The sequence below is a fragment of the Streptomyces sp. NPDC000348 genome (assembly GCF_042898795.1).
Lineage (GTDB): Bacteria > Actinomycetota > Actinomycetes > Streptomycetales > Streptomycetaceae > Streptomyces.
Genome location: NZ_JBIAZD010000011.1, coordinates 157,104 through 171,168 on the forward strand (window position 1 = coordinate 157,104; position 14,065 = coordinate 171,168).

A 14,065-nucleotide genomic window follows, 5' to 3' on the forward strand; every position below is an offset into this window, starting at 1 on the left:
GCGGTCAGGGCAGCTCCGGCCGCCCCGCACCGTACAGCCAGTCCTCCCAGATCCCGGCGAAGTCCTCGCCCGGGGCCGCCCTCTCCACGTACGCCGTGAAGTCCCCGGTGTCCGCGTTGCCGTGACGGTGCTCCCGCGCCCAGCCCCGGAGCAGGGACCGGAAGGCGTCGTCGCCGACCGTCCGCCGGACCTTGTGCAGGACCATCGCGCCGCGCCAGTACACGGGAGTGGCGGAGACGTGCGCCGCGTCCGGCGGCTCCGCGGGCGGGAAGGACCAGAGCGCCTCGTTGGTCTCCGCGTCCGGGAAGTACCCGCCGGCGTACAGCGAGTCGAACGTCCGCTGTGCCGTGTCACCGCCGTGGTCCTCCTCCCACAGCCACTGCGCGTAGGTCGCGAAGCCCTCGTTGAGCCACATGTCCCGCCAGGTCTTCGGGGTGACCGAGTTGCCGTACCACTGGTGGGCGATCTCGTGCACCAGCAGCCCGGTGTCGGGTGCGCCGGGGAAGACCGGCCGGTTCTGCGTCTCCAGGGCGTACCCGGCGTCCCCGGGACGCTCGACGATCGCCCCCGCGGAGGAGAAGGGGTACGGGCCGAAGGTCCGCTCCGCCCACGCCAGCACCTCGGGAATCCGCGCCAGGACCGCACGGCTCGCCCCCGCCTGCTCCGGATCGACGGCCGTGTACACGGGCAGCCCGTCACCGGTCGCCGTGCGGCGGACGTCGTACCTGCCGATGGCCAGCGTCGCGAGGTAGCTCGCCATCGGCTCGCCGGTGCGCCAGCGGTACGTCGTGCGGTCCCCCTTCCGCTCCTCACCGGCCGGCTCCCCGTTGGACACCGCCCGCCACCCCTCCGGCAGGGTCACCGCGAGGGCGTACGTGGCCTTGTCGGAGGGGTGGTGGTTGCCCGGGAACCACGTCATCGACCCCACCGGCTCCCCCAGCGCCAGCGCCCCGTCGGCGGTACGCAGCCAGCCCTCCTCGGAACCGTCCGGATCGGTGAGGGTCACCGGGGTGCCGGCGTAGCGGACGGTCACCCGGAAGGCGCCGTCCACCGCCTCGCGCGGGCGGACGGTCAGCTCCTGCCCCGCCCGGCTCCAGCGGGCGGCCGCACCGTCGACGGCGACCTCCTCGACGTCGAGGCCCTGGAGGTCGAGGTTCAGCGCGGAGAGGTCCTCCGTCGCCCGGGCGGTGATCGTCGCGGTGCCGGTGAGACGGTGCCCGCGGGGGTCGTAGGCGAGGTCGAGGGCGTAGTGGCCGACGTCGTAACCACCGTTGCCGGCCTTCGGGAAGTACGGATCGCCCACGCCGGGACTGCCGACGGAGTCCCCGGCCCCCTCCCCGCAGGCGGCCGGGGACACCGCGAGCAGGACGGCGGCGACGCTGCGGAGACAGGGGCGGTGGAAGCGCACTCCGGGATCCTATGAGGGCCGGCGCGCCGAGGCGTGACACCATCACCCCCGTGCTCGACATCGGCTACGCCCTCTCCCACCGCTTCCCCGACCCCCCGCAGACCGACTACCGCCGCGCGGACGTCCACGCCCTGCGGCACGACCTGTTCTGCGGGGACGTCTACCTCGCCGACACCGAGTCGGACCGCGAGCTGTCCACGGCCTGGGGATGGGTGCCCGTACTCGACTTCGCGTGGGCGCTGTGCGACATCGTGGAACTCGTCGACCGGGACCCGGCCGGCTCCCGCGCCTCCCGCCCCCAGCACGCGGAGCTGGACTTCACCGAGTCCACCGACCGCCTGCTCTTCGAGCGCCGCTTCGGCTGGGTGGACATCGAGGCGGAATGGCTCCCGGCCGCCGAACCCCCGCTGACCTTCTCCCACACCGAACTCCGCCGCGAGGCCCGCGACTTCCTCCACGACCTCCTCGCCGACCTGATCGACCTCCACGAGGACCTGGGCGAGAACCCGGCCGTCTGGACCCTCCAGGCCCGCTACCCCCGCGTGGGGTGACGCCTCCTCACCCCCTCACCCCTCGACCCTGATCCCCAGCTCCCCCGCCAGCACCGGCGCCAGATCCAGCAACTGGACCGCGCTGATCACCGCCCCCGACAGACGGTCCACACCCCGCGCGATCTCCAGGGAAGCGGCGCCCCGCAGGTCCACGTCCGTGAGGGTCGCGCCGGTGAGGTCCGCGCCCTTCAGCGCGCAGTCCACGAACTCCACGCGCTCCAGCCGGGCACCTCCGAAATCCGGCTCGACCAGGACACAGCCCTCGAAGACGACGTCCTTGAGGCGGGCCGAGCGCAGGTTCAGGAAGTCGATCTTCCCGCCCCGGACCAGCACCCGCTCCAGCACCGCCCCGTGCGCCTGCGTCCCCCCGAGCCGCGCGTCGGTCAGCTCGACGTCGCGCAGCGTCGCCCCGGCCAGGTCGGTGCCCACGCCCCGGACACCGGCGAGCACCGAGTCCAGCAGCCGCGCCCGGGACAGCCGCGCCCCGTCCAGCGCGCACCCCGTCAGCGCGCAGTCCATGAAGCGCGCCCCGCCGCCGTCCTGCCCGGCGAAGTCCGCCTCCCGGAACTCCAGCCCGTCGTAATCCCCGTCCGGCTCCAGCCCGCCCCCCTCGAACCGCTCCAGCGCAGGCAACCGCAGCTCCGGGCGCCGCGCCGCCCTCACGCCCCTACCGCCCACCGCTCTCCTCGCCATGCCCCTCATGCTGCACCCCACCACTGACAATCCCCCCGACCTGCGAAAACCCCGCGCATGTCACATTCCCGCGCCCCGCCGCGTCGTATGCGCAAAGCCGGAAGGCGACCCCCGACCAAGGGAGACCCCCAGCCATGCACCGCATCACCGTCATCGGCGGCGGCTTCGCCGGACTCACCGCGGCCATCACCGCCGCGGAGGCGGGCGCCAAGGTCACCGTCCACGAGGCCCACCGCACCCTGGGCGGCCGGGCCCGTACCGCCGAAGGCCCCTACCGGACCAACGACGGACCCCACGCTCTTTACAACGGCGGCCCGCACTGGACCTGGCTCCGGCAGCGCGGCCTCATCGGCCCCCTCGCCCCGCTCCCGCCCCTGGAGGCGGCCCGGCTGCGGTTCCGCCACCGGGGCACCCTGCGCCGCACCCCGCCCCTCGCCCTGCTGAGGCTGCTGCGCCGCGGCGGCGCGCGGGCACCCGTCGACACCGACTTCCTCACCTGGGCCACCGGCGTCGCCGGCGAGGAGGGAGCGCGGGCCGCCGCCCACTACGCCGCGGTCGCCCTGTTCCACCACGACCCCGGCTCCCTGTCCGCCGCGTTCGTGCAGGAACGCCTGCGCCGCGCCACCCGACTGCCCCCGGAGGCCCACTACCCGCGCGGCGGCTGGGGCGGCCTCGTCGACCGGATGGCCGCCCGCGCGTGGAACCTGGGCGTGCGCATGGAGACGCTGTCCCGCGTCGACACCCTGCCCACCGGCACCCCCGTCGTCGTCGCCACCTCGCTGGACTCCGCCCGCCGCCTCCTCGGCGACCCCTCGCTGACCTGGCCGAGCGGCCGCACCGCCCTGATCGACCTCGCCCTGCGCACCCGGCGCGGCGACGCGTTCGCCGTGTCCGACCTGGACGCGCCCGGCTGGCTGGAACGGTTCACCGCCCAGGACCGCACCCTCGCCCCGGCCGGCGAGCAGCTGGTCCAGGGCCAGATCCCCCTCGCTCCCCGGGAGTCCAGGGCGGCCGGCGCCGCCCGCGCGGAGGAACTGCTGGACCTCGCCTTCCAGGGCTGGCGGGAGCGGGTCACCTGGCGGCGGGACGCGGTGGCGAACGGCCGCACCGGCGCCGTCGACCCGCCCGGCACCAGCTGGCGCGACCGCCCCGCCGTCGACCGCGGCGACGGCGTCTACCTCGCCGGCGACCAGGTCGCCGCCCCCGGCGTGCTCTGCGAGGTCTCCTTCAACAGCGCCCTGACGGCCGTCTCCCTCGCCCTCGGCCGGAACACGCTCGGCCTCAAGCATGCTTGAGGTCGAAGAGCGGGAGCCGCCACGGCACACGACCCGACCCGCCGGCGGCTCCCACCCCCTGCGCACCCTCGCCCTACGGGCCCTCACGGAAGCCGCCGAGGGCAGGATCGCCCCCGCCGTGCACCGCTTCCCCCTCGCCGGGTCCGCCGCCCACCGGGCCTGGAACAGGGGCACGACCGGAAAGGTCGTCCTGGAACCATGAGGGCGCCCCGAAACCACATGACCCGACCGCCGTACGCCACTACCGTGCCCCGCGTGATCGACATTCCCGAAGAACTCGCCGCCGCCCAGGAGAAGTACAACAAGGAGGCGGGCCGGGCCTTCATCGCCGCCCTCCCGGACCTCACCGCCGCCTTCCTGGACCGCTGGAACCTGCGCATCACCGGCGCCCCCATGCACGGCGTCAGCGCCCTCGTCCTCCCGGTCGACCGCGCGGACGGCACCCCGGCCGTGCTGAAGCTCCAGATCCGCGACCACGAGAGCGAGGGCGAACCGGTCGCCCTGCGCCTGTGGAACGGCGACGGAGCGGTCCGCCTGCTCGACCACGACGAACCCACCGGCACCATGCTCCTGGAACGCCTCGACGCCTCCCGCATGCTCGCCCACCGGCCCGACGTCCACGAGGGCGTCCTGGTGATCGCCCGCCTCCTCGCCCACCTCCACACCACCCCGGCCCCCGACGGCATGCGCCGCCTCGACGACATCGCGCAGGCCATGCTGGAGCGCGCCCCCGCCGCCCTGGACCGCGTCCCGGACCCGGCCACCCGCCGCCTCCTCGCCGACTGCGCCGCCGCCGTGCGCGAGGTCGCCGGTGAACCCGGCGACCGCCTCCTCCACTGGGACCTGCACGACGAGAACGTCCTCGCCGCCGACCGCGCCCCCTGGCTCGCGATCGACCCCAAGCCGCTCGCCGGCGACCCCGGCTTCGACCTCTGGCCCGCCCTCGCCAACAACTTCGACGCCGACGACATCCACTGGCGCTTCGACGCCATGACCGACGTCCTCGGCCTGGACCGCGCGCGTGCGCGCGCGTGGACGTACGGCCGACTGCTGCAGAACGCCCTGTGGGAGATCGAGGACGGCCGTCCGCCGGACGAGGCGGACCTGGAGATCGCGCACCGGCTGCGCGGCCGTACGGCATGAAAAACCCCAGGCCGGAATCGTCTGACCTGGGGTTTCACCGAGCCCCCTGTCGGATTCGAACCGACGACCTACGCATTACAAGTGCGTTGCTCTGGCCAGCTGAGCTAAGGAGGCGCCGCGCGGCGCGCGAAGGCTGGTCCACTGTACACAGAGCCGGTTTCGCCGGGCCACGCACTTACGGAAGCGGGCCCCGCCGGTTCACTCCAGGCCGTACTCGAAGGTGTACGCCACCTCCGTCTCCCCGTGCCGGTAGGTGAACCCGCCGGTGCCGCGCAGGCCGGTCAGCTCCTCGGTGCCCGAGCCCTCGACGACCTGGAAGGCGCAGTGGACGGTGCCGTCGGCCTCGAAGCGGCCGCGCTCCTCCAGGACGAAGGTGCCGGCCCGGCCGTCGATCCGGCCGCCGACGAGTTCCATGCCCGTGAAGGAGCCCGTCCCGCCGGTCAGGTAGGTGATCGCGTAGTCGCAGGTGGTGGCCTCGGCCTCGATGCCGCCCGAGAAGGCGTTGGTGACCGTGGCGTTCGCGAGCCGGGGGAGGCCGCCCTCGTCGGTGACGGGGTTCTCCTTCCAGTCGGCGAAGGTGAAGTGGCCGGTGGTCGTGGTGGTGGGCATGGGTGTTCCCTTCCGGGGTGGCCGACGGTGTGCCCCCACTCTTGCGGCCGTACCTGACATCTTCTGTCAGGTACGGCGGGACAATGGCTCCCATGCGCGCCGACCGGCTCCTCTCCCTGCTCCTGCTGCTGCAGAACCGCGGCCGGATGACCGCCCCCGAGCTGGCGGCCGAGCTGGAGGTGTCGGTGCGCACCGTCTACCGGGACATCGAGGCGCTCGGCGCCTCCGGGGTGCCGGTGCGGGCCGAACGCGGGCCGGAGGGCGGCTACCGCCTGGTGGAGGGCTACCGCACGCGGCTCACCGGGCTGACGGACGCGGAGGCCGGTTCGCTGGTCCTCGCAGGACTGCCGGGACCGGCCGGGGACCTGGGGCTGGGTGCCGTGCTGGCGAGCGCCCAGTTGAAGGTGGAGGCCGCCCTGCCGGGTGAACTGGCGGACCGGGCGCGGCGGGTGCGCGAGCGGTTCCACCTGGACGCGCCGGCCTGGTTCCGGGACGCCGACCCCGTGCCGCACCTGGAGCCGATCGCGCGGGCGGTGTGGGAGCGCAGGGTGCTGGAGACCCACTACCGGCGCTGGCGCGGCGAGGTGCACCGGGAGGTGCGTCCGCTGGGGCTCGTGCTGAAGGGCGGCATCTGGTACCTGGTGGCGCTGGCGGACGACGCGGTGCGCACCTACCGGGTGTCGCGGTTCGAGGCGGTGGCCGAGACCGGCGAGGAGTTCACCCGGCCCGCGGGCTTCGACCTGGCCGCGTACTGGGCGAAGTCCTCCCGCCGGATGGAGGCGGCGATGCGTCAGGGCACGGCCCGGCTGAGGCTGTCACCGCGCGGGCAGAAGCTGCTGCCGATGCAGTTCGGGGCGGCGGGGGTGCGGGCGCTCGCGGACGCGGGGCCGGCGGACGGGCGGGGCTGGGTGGAGGTGGAGCTGGCCGTCGAATCGGAGGCGGTCGCCACCGGTGATCTGCTGCGGCTCGGCGTCGAGGCGGAGGTGCTCGGCCCGCCGGGTCTGCGGGAGGCGGTCGCGACGGCGGTGCGGGTGCTGACGGACCGGTACGCGGCCGGGCGTTGACCCCCCGCGCAACCGGATCGTCATCCCGGGCGTCGAAAGTTTCCGTGAAATTCACAGCCCTGGAACTACTGACAACCAGATGAACGCCGGGTACCGTCCTGTGCCAGTTCACTCGTGTGGACCACACCACAACGGAACACCCGTCGTGGCATCACCTTCCTACTCGGATCGTCCGGCACGTTCCTGCCGGTAGAAGGGGACCATTCACCATGGCCACTGTCACGTTCGACAAGGCGACCCGGATCTACCCCGGTTCCACCAAGCCCGCCGTCGACGCCCTGGAAATCGACATCGCGGACGGCGAGTTCCTCGTCCTGGTCGGCCCGTCCGGTTGCGGCAAGTCCACCTCGCTCCGCATGCTCGCGGGGCTCGAGGACGTCAACGGCGGCGCCATCCGCATCGGCGACCGCGACGTCACGCACCTGCCGCCGAAGGACCGGGACATCGCCATGGTGTTCCAGAACTACGCGCTCTACCCGCACATGACGGTCGCCGACAACATGGGCTTCGCGCTCAAGATCGCCGGTGTCAACAAGGCGGAGATCCGGCAGAAGGTCGAGGAGGCCGCGAAGATCCTCGACCTCACCGAGTACCTGGACCGCAAGCCGAAGGCGCTCTCCGGTGGTCAGCGCCAGCGTGTCGCGATGGGCCGCGCCATCGTGCGCGAGCCGCAGGTGTTCCTCATGGACGAGCCGCTGTCCAACCTGGACGCCAAGCTCCGTGTGTCCACCCGTACGCAGATCGCGTCGCTGCAGCGCCGCCTCGGCATCACCACCGTCTACGTCACCCACGACCAGGTCGAGGCCCTCACCATGGGCGACCGCGTCGCGGTCCTCAAGGACGGTCTGCTCCAGCAGGTCGACACCCCGCGCAACATGTACGACAAGCCCGCGAACCTGTTCGTCGCCGGCTTCATCGGCTCCCCGGCCATGAACCTGGTCGAGGTGCCGGTCACCGACGGCGGCGTGAAGTTCGGCAACTCGGTGGTGCCGGTGCAGCGTGACGCGCTCTCCGCGACCAGCGACAAGACCGTCACCGTGGGCGTCCGCCCCGAGCACTTCGACGTGGCCGGCGCCGACTCCGACCAGGGTGTCGCCGTCACCGTCAACGTCGTCGAGGAGCTGGGCTCCGACGCGTACGTCTACGGCACCGCGCAGGTCGGCGGCGAGTCCAAGGACATCGTCGTCCGCGTCGGCGGCCGTGAGGTCCCGGAGAAGGGCAGCCAGCTGCACGTCGTGCCGCGCGCGGGCGAGACCCACGTGTTCTCGACGTCGACCGGTGCGCGCCTGTCCGACTGACCCCCGTTCGCAGGAAGGGCCCCGCAGTTCACTGCGGGGCCCTTCGCGTTGTCGACAAATACCCCGACACAACGGTCATTTCGAGCGGTGTACGTCAACACGCGGCGCGGAGTAGGGGGTTCCGGGTCCCCCGTAACGGTGACGGAATGTTTACCGGCCGCTACCGGACGCTACCCTCACACGCGTGAAGCACTCCACTAACCGTCAGACGCGTCGCGGCCGGGGCCCCGCCCGCCGGATCGGCCGCTCCCTCGCCTTCGTCCTGCCCGTCGTCCTGGTGCTCTCCGGGACTCTCGCGGTCGCGCGGGTCAACTGGTCCGGGGCGCCTTCGAGTCCGGTGCTCACGGCGGCCTCCGGCGCGTCCTCCCGCGCCGACGCCCGGGCGCCGCAGCACGTGCTGCGGGACAGGCTGCTGGTCGAACTCCAGGAGGAGAACCCGGGCGTGGCGCTCACCCACCTCCAGCAGGCCGTGAACGACCGGCCGTCGCTGGCGAAGCACTGCGCGTCCATCGCCCGCGCCCTCGGCAGGGCGGCGGTCCGCGTCTACGGCCCCACCAAGGCCCAGTCCTACGCCCGCCCGGTCTGCGACACCTCCTTCGCCTCAGGCATCACCACAGCCCACCGCTGACCAACCGCAGACAGTCACCTGCGCCGCCTCCGCCAGCCGCGGGCAGTCGTGCCTCCCCCAGTGCCTTGAAGGCCTGGGAGGTACCCCCAGGGCGGCACGGGTGGGCGGTGGGGGTACCTCCCGCTCGAGCGAAGCCGAGAGTGGGGGAGGCACCCCGCAAGCGCCGGGTTGCGCGCCCCACCCCCGGCCCGCACCAACAGGGCGCACCGTGCCGCGCAACCCACCCCGCACCGCCCCAAAGCCCCACCCCCCGCGCCGCGTAAAGTGCGGGCATGACCGATCCGCGTGCCGTCGCCCGCCCCGTGCAAGCCGTAGTCCTGGCCGGAGGCCAGGGATCCCGGCTTCGTCCGTACACCGACGACCGCCCCAAGCCGATGGTCGAGATCCCCGGCACGGGAACCCCGATCATCGGCCACCAGCTCTCCTGGCTCGCCGAGGAGGGCGTGACGGACGTGGTGGTCTCTTGCGGCCACCTCGCCGAGGTCCTGCAGGAGTGGCTGGACGGCGCCGACCTGCCGCTCTCCGTCACCACCGTCGTCGAGACGGAACCCCTCGGCCGCGGCGGCGGCCTGAGGTACGCCGCCGCCCGTCTCCCCCATCCGGACCGGCCCTGGTACGCCACCAACGGCGACATCTGGACCCGTTTCTCGCTGCGCGACATGGCCGACTTCCACACCGAGCGGGACGCCGTCGCGACCCTCGCCCTGGCCCGTCCGCGCATCCCGTGGGGCGCGGTGCGCACGGACGGTTTCGGGCACATCACCGACTTCATCGAGGCCCCGCCGTCGACCTTCGAGATCAACGCGGGCGTGTACGTCTTCTCCCCCGAGTTCGCCGGCCTGCTCCCGGAGCGCGGCGACCACGAGCGCACCACGTTCCCGCGCCTCGCGCGTGAGCGCCGTCTGGCCGGTTTCCCGATCCCCCAGGGCTCCTACTGGCGCGCGATCGACACCGCGAAGGACCTGACGGAGGCGGCCAGGGAACTGGCGTCGCAGGGCCGCTGACCTCTCTTCCGTCCACCCGCGTACGACGACGGGGCCCGGCACGTCATCGTGCCGGGCCCCGTCGTCGTACGCGGGTGGCCGCCCCTATCCCAGGAGGCCGCCCACGAGCCCGGGCTTTCGGGAGGTGTCGCCGCTGCCGCCGCTGCCGCTCGGGGTGCCGCTGCCGCCGGAGGCGCCGGCGCCGCCCGAGGTCGGACCGGAGCTGGTGCTCGGCGCCTGGTCGGCCGGGGAGGACTGCCGGGGCGGGGCCTGGCCGGCGCTGCCCTGGGTCTGGCTGGGCGCCCCGGTGGTGGCGCCCTGGGTCGCGCCGGGGGTTGTGGTGCCGGCGGACGGGCTCGCCGGGTCCGAAGTGGCGCTCCGGGTGGGCGGGGTGGAGGCGGAGGGGGTCCGTTCCTCCTCCTTCCGGCGCTCGCCGGAGTCCTCCGGCAGCGGGGAGCCGGGAAGCTCGTTGCGCGGGGCCTCGCCGGGCCCGGGGACGACCACCCGGTCGGCGTCCCGTACGGCACCGCCGAGCAGTGAGCCGACGAGCATGCTGAACCCGCAGACCACGAAGGTGATCAGGGCGCCCCGGCGCAGCACGTACCGGCGCAGGTCCCAGATGTCGGCGCGGGGGCCGAGCCGGCGCCAGGCCCCGCCCGCGAGGCGGCCGTCGACGGAGTAGACGGGGGCGCCCGCGATGATCAGCGGCGACCAGGCGGCGAGGTAGATGATGTCGGGCGTCTCGTAGGCGGGGACGGTCTTCCAGCTGACGGTGACCAGCAGCGCCGCCGAGAGTGTCGCCCCGACGACGGCGGCCAGGCGCTGCCAGCAGCCGAGGGCGGTCAGGACGCCGACGACGATCTGGGCGAAGGCGATGGCCAGCCCGGAGCCGACGGGGTGCGCGAGGGCGAACTGGCGCAGTGGCTCGGCGACTTCCCAGGGATGCAGGGTGTGCAGCCACTTGACCATGGAGCCGCGTGTGCCGCCCTCGAAGTAGAGGGGGTCGCAGAGCTTGCTCATCCCGGCGTAGACGGAGATGCCGCCGAGGAAGACGCGCAGCGGGAGCAGGACGACGCCGAGGTTCATCCGGCGCCCGGGGTAGTAGGCGTGCCGGGCCGCGTCGTCGCCGTGCCGCCTGGCGTGCCGGCCGGTGTCCTCGGAGCCGTCGTCGTGGGCGGGTCGGTCGTAGGCGGGTTCGTCGTAGGCGCTGCCGACGGTGCGCATCGGGGGCAGCAGGGGTCCGTCAGCGGGGCCGCGCTGGGCGCCGACGAACGGGGTCTCGAGGGTCTGGGTGACCGGGTCGTCGGTGTGGTCGTACCCGGCGCCGACGCGCGGGATGACCTGGGTGGCCCCGGCGTCGGTGAGCGGCTCGTCGGCGTGGTGGACGCCTTCGTGCCGTACGGCCTGGAGCAGCCGGTGGGCGCCGGTGTCGTCGGGCGCGGACCTGCCGCTCCAGACGACGGGCCGGCGGCGGGCGGGCGCCTGGCCCGGCGTGCCCACGGTGGTGACGACGGGGATGCGGGCGGTGTCCTCGGCGGCACTCGTGTGCCGTGCGATCCGCGGCGAGGGGGCGCGCCGCGCCGAGACGCCCAGCTGCACGCGGAAGCTGGCGTGATTGACGATGACCTGCGCCGGATCGCTCGGCACCTTCACCATGCTCAGCGCGGGAGCGTCGTCGAGTCCCGACGAGCGGTCCCCCGTGGGTGTGCGGGGTGTTCTGGTGTCCACACTCATCTAACCGAGTGACACGGCGTTAGGACACTGCCTTGACCCGCCGGAAGTGTCCGGACCGCGTCAAGCCTGCCCGGACCACCCGGAACACCCCGCACGGGTGAACCGTTCGAACGTCCGTTCAGACCCGTCGGCGTGCCGCCTCGTACAGCACGATGCCCGCCGCCACACCGGCGTTGAGCGACTCCGCGCCGCCCGGCATCGGGATCCGCACCCGGACGTCGCAGGTCTCGCCGACCAGCCGGGAGAGCCCCTTGCCCTCGCTGCCGACGACGATGACGACCGGCCCGTCCAGCGCCTCCAGGTCGCCGAGCTCGGCCTCCCCGTCGGCGGCCAGGCCGACGACCGCGATCCCGGCCTTCTTGTACGCCTCCAGGGCGCGCGTCAGGTTGGTGGCGCGGGCGACGGGCGTACGGGCGGCCGTACCGGCGGACGTCTTCCAGGCGCCGGCGGTCATCCCGGCGGCGCGCCGCTCGGGCACGACGACGCCGTGGCCGCCGAAGGCGGAGACGGACCGGACGACCGCGCCGAGGTTGCGCGGGTCGGTGACCCCGTCGAGGGCGACGATCAGCGGGTCCTCCCCCTCGTCGTGGGCGGCGGCGACCAGGTCCTCCGGGTGCGCGTACTCGTACGGCGGGACCTGGAGCACCAGGCCCTGGTGGTTCAGTCCGTTGGTCATGCGGTCGAGCTCGGGACGCGGCGCCTCCATGAGGTTGATGCCGCCGCGCTCGGCCGCGAGCTGGAGCGCCTCGCGCACCCGCTCGTCGTTGTCGATGAACTGCTGGACGTACAGCGTGGACGCGGGCACGCCCCCGCGCAGCGCCTCGACGACCGGGTTGCGGCCGACGACGAGCTCCGAGGCCGAGCGGCCCCCGCCGCGCCGCTGCGGCGTGCGGCCCTGGGCGCGGCGCGCCTTCGCCTGGGCGGCACGCTGCTTGGCGTGCCCCTTGCGCATCTCGGCGGGCGGCGTGGGCCCCTTGCCTTCCAGGCCCCGGCGCCGCTGGCCGCCGCTGCCGACCTGCGCGCCCTTCTTGCCGGACATGCGGCGGTTGTTCGCGGCCATGAGGTATCCGTCTCCGTGAAGTCGTGGGTGGTGCTGGTGTGCGTACGTCTGTGCGGTGTGCCTATGAAGTGTGCCGCCCGGAGGCCCGGACGGCACAGTCGATCTTCGAACGCCGAGGTCAGGACCTGTCGGGGCCCGGCCGCTCAGCGCGGGCCGAGGCTCCAGCGCGTCCCCTGCGGGCTGTCCTCGATCACCAGGCCCGACTGGTTGAGCTGGTCACGGATGGCGTCCGCGGTGGGCCAGTCCTTGCGGGCGCGGGCGGCCTCGCGCTGGTCGAGGACCATGCGGACCAGGGTGTCGACCACGCCGTGGAGGTCCTCGCCGCGGTCGCTCTCGCCGGCCCAGTGCGGGTCGAGCGGGTCGAGGCCGAGCACGCCGAGCATGGCGCGGACCTCGGCGAGCCGGGCGACGGCCTCCTCCTTGTCGTCGGCGGCCAGCGCGCTGTTGCCCTGCCGGACGGTGGTGTGCACGACGGCGAGCGCCTGCGGGACGCCCAGGTCGTCGTCCATCGCGTCGGCGAACGCGGGCGGCACCTCGGCGGCGGGTTCGACGACACCCCCGGCCTTCTCCACCACGCGCTGCACGAAGCCCTCGATCCGCGCGAACGCGGACTCGGCCTCGCGCAGGGCCTCCTCGCTGTACTCGATCATCGAGCGGTAGTGCGGGGTGCCGAGGTAGTAGCGCAGCACGATGGGCCGCCAGCGCTTGACCATCTCGCTGACCAGCACCGAGTTGCCGAGCGACTTCGACATCTTCTCGCCGCTCATGGTGACCCAGGCGTTGTGCACCCAGTACCGGGCGAACTCGTCGCCGTAGGCCTTGGCCTGGGCGATCTCGTTCTCGTGGTGCGGGAAGATCAGGTCGAGGCCGCCGCCGTGGATGTCGAAGGCGCCGCCGAGGTACTTGTGCGCCATCGCCGAGCACTCCAGGTGCCAGCCGGGGCGCCCGCGGCCCCACGGCGTCTCCCAGCTCGGCTCGCCGGGCTTGGCCGCCTTCCACATCGCGAAGTCGCGCGGGTCCCGCTTGCCGGTCTCGCCCTCGCCGGACGGCTGGAGCAGGTTGTCGAGCTCCTGGTTGGACAGCCTCAGGTACTCGGGGAACGAGGCGACAGCGAAGTACACGTTGCCGTCGGCCTCGTAGGCGTGCCCGCGCTCGATGAGGCCGCGCATCATCTCGACCATCTCGGTGATGTGGCCGGTGGCGCGCGGCTCGTAGGTCGGCGGCAGGCAGCCGAGGGCCCGGTAGCCGTCGGTGAAGGCGCGCTCGTTGTCGTAGCCGATGGACCACCAGGGGCGGCCCTGTTCGGCGGACTTGGCGATGATCTTGTCGTCGATGTCGGTGACGTTCCGGATGAACGTCACCTCCAGGCCGCGGTACTCGAACCAGCGGCGCATGATGTCGAAGTTCAGGCCCGAGCGGATGTGCCCGATGTGGGGTGCCGCCTGCACGGTGGCACCACACAGGTAGATCGAGACGCAACCCGGCCGGAGCGGGGTGAAGTCACGGATCTGCCGGGCGCTGGTGTCGTACAGGCGAATGGTCACGACACCAGGGTAGTGGGCGCGGGAGCGTGCGGTGCGCCTCCGGCGGTTTCGCCGG

14 protein-coding genes and 1 tRNA gene are annotated in these 14,065 nt (G+C 73.3%); 8 read left to right on the forward strand and 7 right to left on the reverse strand.

All coding sequences use genetic code 11. The annotated features are described in order from the left end of the window. Window positions 1–4: 4 nt before the first annotated feature. Window positions 5–1,408, reverse strand: a complete 1,404-nt coding sequence (locus ACFY3N_RS22490; RefSeq protein WP_390818479.1) for a M1 family metallopeptidase — start codon at window positions 1,406–1,408, stop codon at window positions 5–7. A 50-nt stretch (window positions 1,409–1,458) separates the two neighbouring features. Between ACFY3N_RS22490 and ACFY3N_RS22495 the strand changes: the two genes are divergently transcribed. After that, on the forward strand, window positions 1,459–1,959 hold the full coding sequence (locus ACFY3N_RS22495) for a hypothetical protein (RefSeq protein ID WP_390818480.1): 501 nt from the start codon (window positions 1,459–1,461) through the stop codon (window positions 1,957–1,959). A gap of 15 nt (window positions 1,960–1,974) precedes the next feature. On the opposite strand, the gene ACFY3N_RS22500 is transcribed toward ACFY3N_RS22495, so the two are convergent. Further along, window positions 1,975–2,652, reverse strand: coding sequence for a pentapeptide repeat-containing protein (locus ACFY3N_RS22500; RefSeq protein ID WP_390818481.1), 678 nt, complete (start codon window positions 2,650–2,652; stop codon window positions 1,975–1,977). Window positions 2,653–2,786: 134 nt separating this feature from the next. Here ACFY3N_RS22500 and ACFY3N_RS22505 point away from each other — a divergent pair, with 134 nt between their 5' ends. The 3 genes from ACFY3N_RS22505 to ACFY3N_RS22515 are packed head-to-tail and all read left to right on the forward strand — an operon-like array spanning window position 2,787 to window position 5,090. Further along, complete coding sequence (locus ACFY3N_RS22505) at window positions 2,787–3,947, forward strand: NAD(P)-binding protein (protein ID WP_390818482.1); 1,161 nt, start codon at window positions 2,787–2,789, stop codon at window positions 3,945–3,947. Further along, window positions 3,940–4,149, forward strand: a complete 210-nt coding sequence (locus tag ACFY3N_RS22510; RefSeq protein ID WP_390818483.1) for a hypothetical protein — start codon at window positions 3,940–3,942, stop codon at window positions 4,147–4,149. Before ACFY3N_RS22505 ends, ACFY3N_RS22510 begins: the two co-directional genes overlap by 8 nt. Before the next feature lie 17 nt (window positions 4,150–4,166). Next, entirely contained in the window at window positions 4,167–5,090 is a 924-nt protein-coding gene (locus tag ACFY3N_RS22515) for an aminoglycoside phosphotransferase family protein (RefSeq protein ID WP_390818484.1), read from the forward strand. Window positions 5,091–5,130: 40 nt separating this feature from the next. Here ACFY3N_RS22515 and ACFY3N_RS22520 read toward each other — a convergent pair. Next, window positions 5,131–5,204, reverse strand: a tRNA-Thr gene (locus ACFY3N_RS22520). Window positions 5,205–5,288: 84 nt separating this feature from the next. After that, window positions 5,289–5,699, reverse strand: coding sequence for a DUF3224 domain-containing protein (locus tag ACFY3N_RS22525; protein WP_390818485.1), 411 nt, complete (start codon window positions 5,697–5,699; stop codon window positions 5,289–5,291). 92 nt (window positions 5,700–5,791) lie between these two features. On the opposite strand from ACFY3N_RS22525, the gene ACFY3N_RS22530 reads away from it, so the two are divergent. From ACFY3N_RS22530 to ACFY3N_RS22545, 4 genes are all read left to right on the forward strand, one after another. After that, the gene (locus tag ACFY3N_RS22530) at window positions 5,792–6,763 is read left to right on the forward strand and encodes a helix-turn-helix transcriptional regulator (protein WP_390818486.1); all 972 of its coding nucleotides are present in this window, start codon (window positions 5,792–5,794) and stop codon (window positions 6,761–6,763) included. Window positions 6,764–6,972: 209 nt separating this feature from the next. After that, window positions 6,973–8,061 (forward strand): ABC transporter ATP-binding protein, encoded by a 1,089-nt coding sequence (locus tag ACFY3N_RS22535; protein WP_390818487.1) that lies wholly within the window; start codon window positions 6,973–6,975, stop codon window positions 8,059–8,061. 184 nt (window positions 8,062–8,245) lie between these two features. Then, window positions 8,246–8,689, forward strand: coding sequence for a hypothetical protein (locus ACFY3N_RS22540; RefSeq protein WP_390818488.1), 444 nt, complete (start codon window positions 8,246–8,248; stop codon window positions 8,687–8,689). 272 nt (window positions 8,690–8,961) lie between these two features. Continuing rightward, window positions 8,962–9,693, forward strand: coding sequence for an NDP-sugar synthase (locus ACFY3N_RS22545; protein ID WP_390818489.1), 732 nt, complete (start codon window positions 8,962–8,964; stop codon window positions 9,691–9,693). A gap of 84 nt (window positions 9,694–9,777) precedes the next feature. Here ACFY3N_RS22545 and ACFY3N_RS22550 read toward each other — a convergent pair whose 3' ends face one another. From ACFY3N_RS22550 to cysS, 3 genes are all read right to left on the reverse strand, one after another. Continuing rightward, window positions 9,778–11,406, reverse strand: coding sequence for a DoxX family membrane protein (locus ACFY3N_RS22550; protein ID WP_390818490.1), 1,629 nt, complete (start codon window positions 11,404–11,406; stop codon window positions 9,778–9,780). Window positions 11,407–11,524: 118 nt separating this feature from the next. After that, entirely contained in the window at window positions 11,525–12,466 is a 942-nt protein-coding gene (gene rlmB / locus ACFY3N_RS22555; protein ID WP_390818491.1) for a 23S rRNA (guanosine(2251)-2'-O)-methyltransferase RlmB, read from the reverse strand. 143 nt (window positions 12,467–12,609) lie between these two features. Then, complete coding sequence (cysS, locus tag ACFY3N_RS22560; RefSeq protein WP_390818492.1) at window positions 12,610–14,010, reverse strand: cysteine--tRNA ligase; 1,401 nt, start codon at window positions 14,008–14,010, stop codon at window positions 12,610–12,612. Between the last annotated feature and the right edge of the window lie 55 nt (window positions 14,011–14,065).

Excerpts from the sequence above, each read along its gene's own strand:
- ACFY3N_RS22510 (WP_390818483.1), top strand. The coding sequence starts at position 3,940 with ATGCTTGAGGTCGAAGAGCGGGAGCCGCCACGGCACACGACCCGACCC.
- ACFY3N_RS22505 (WP_390818482.1), top strand. The coding sequence starts at position 2,787 with ATGCACCGCATCACCGTCATCGGCGGCGGCTTCGCCGGACTCACCGCG.
- rlmB (WP_390818491.1), bottom strand. The coding sequence starts at position 12,466 with ATGGCCGCGAACAACCGCCGCATGTCCGGCAAGAAGGGCGCGCAGGTC.
- ACFY3N_RS22545 (WP_390818489.1), top strand. The coding sequence starts at position 8,962 with ATGACCGATCCGCGTGCCGTCGCCCGCCCCGTGCAAGCCGTAGTCCTG.
- ACFY3N_RS22530 (WP_390818486.1), top strand. The coding sequence starts at position 5,792 with ATGCGCGCCGACCGGCTCCTCTCCCTGCTCCTGCTGCTGCAGAACCGC.
- ACFY3N_RS22535 (WP_390818487.1), top strand. The coding sequence starts at position 6,973 with ATGGCCACTGTCACGTTCGACAAGGCGACCCGGATCTACCCCGGTTCC.
- ACFY3N_RS22515 (WP_390818484.1), top strand. The coding sequence starts at position 4,167 with ATGACCCGACCGCCGTACGCCACTACCGTGCCCCGCGTGATCGACATT.
- ACFY3N_RS22525 (WP_390818485.1), bottom strand. The coding sequence starts at position 5,699 with ATGCCCACCACCACGACCACCGGCCACTTCACCTTCGCCGACTGGAAG.
- ACFY3N_RS22500 (WP_390818481.1), bottom strand. The coding sequence starts at position 2,652 with ATGGCGAGGAGAGCGGTGGGCGGTAGGGGCGTGAGGGCGGCGCGGCGC.
- ACFY3N_RS22550 (WP_390818490.1), bottom strand. The coding sequence starts at position 11,406 with ATGAGTGTGGACACCAGAACACCCCGCACACCCACGGGGGACCGCTCG.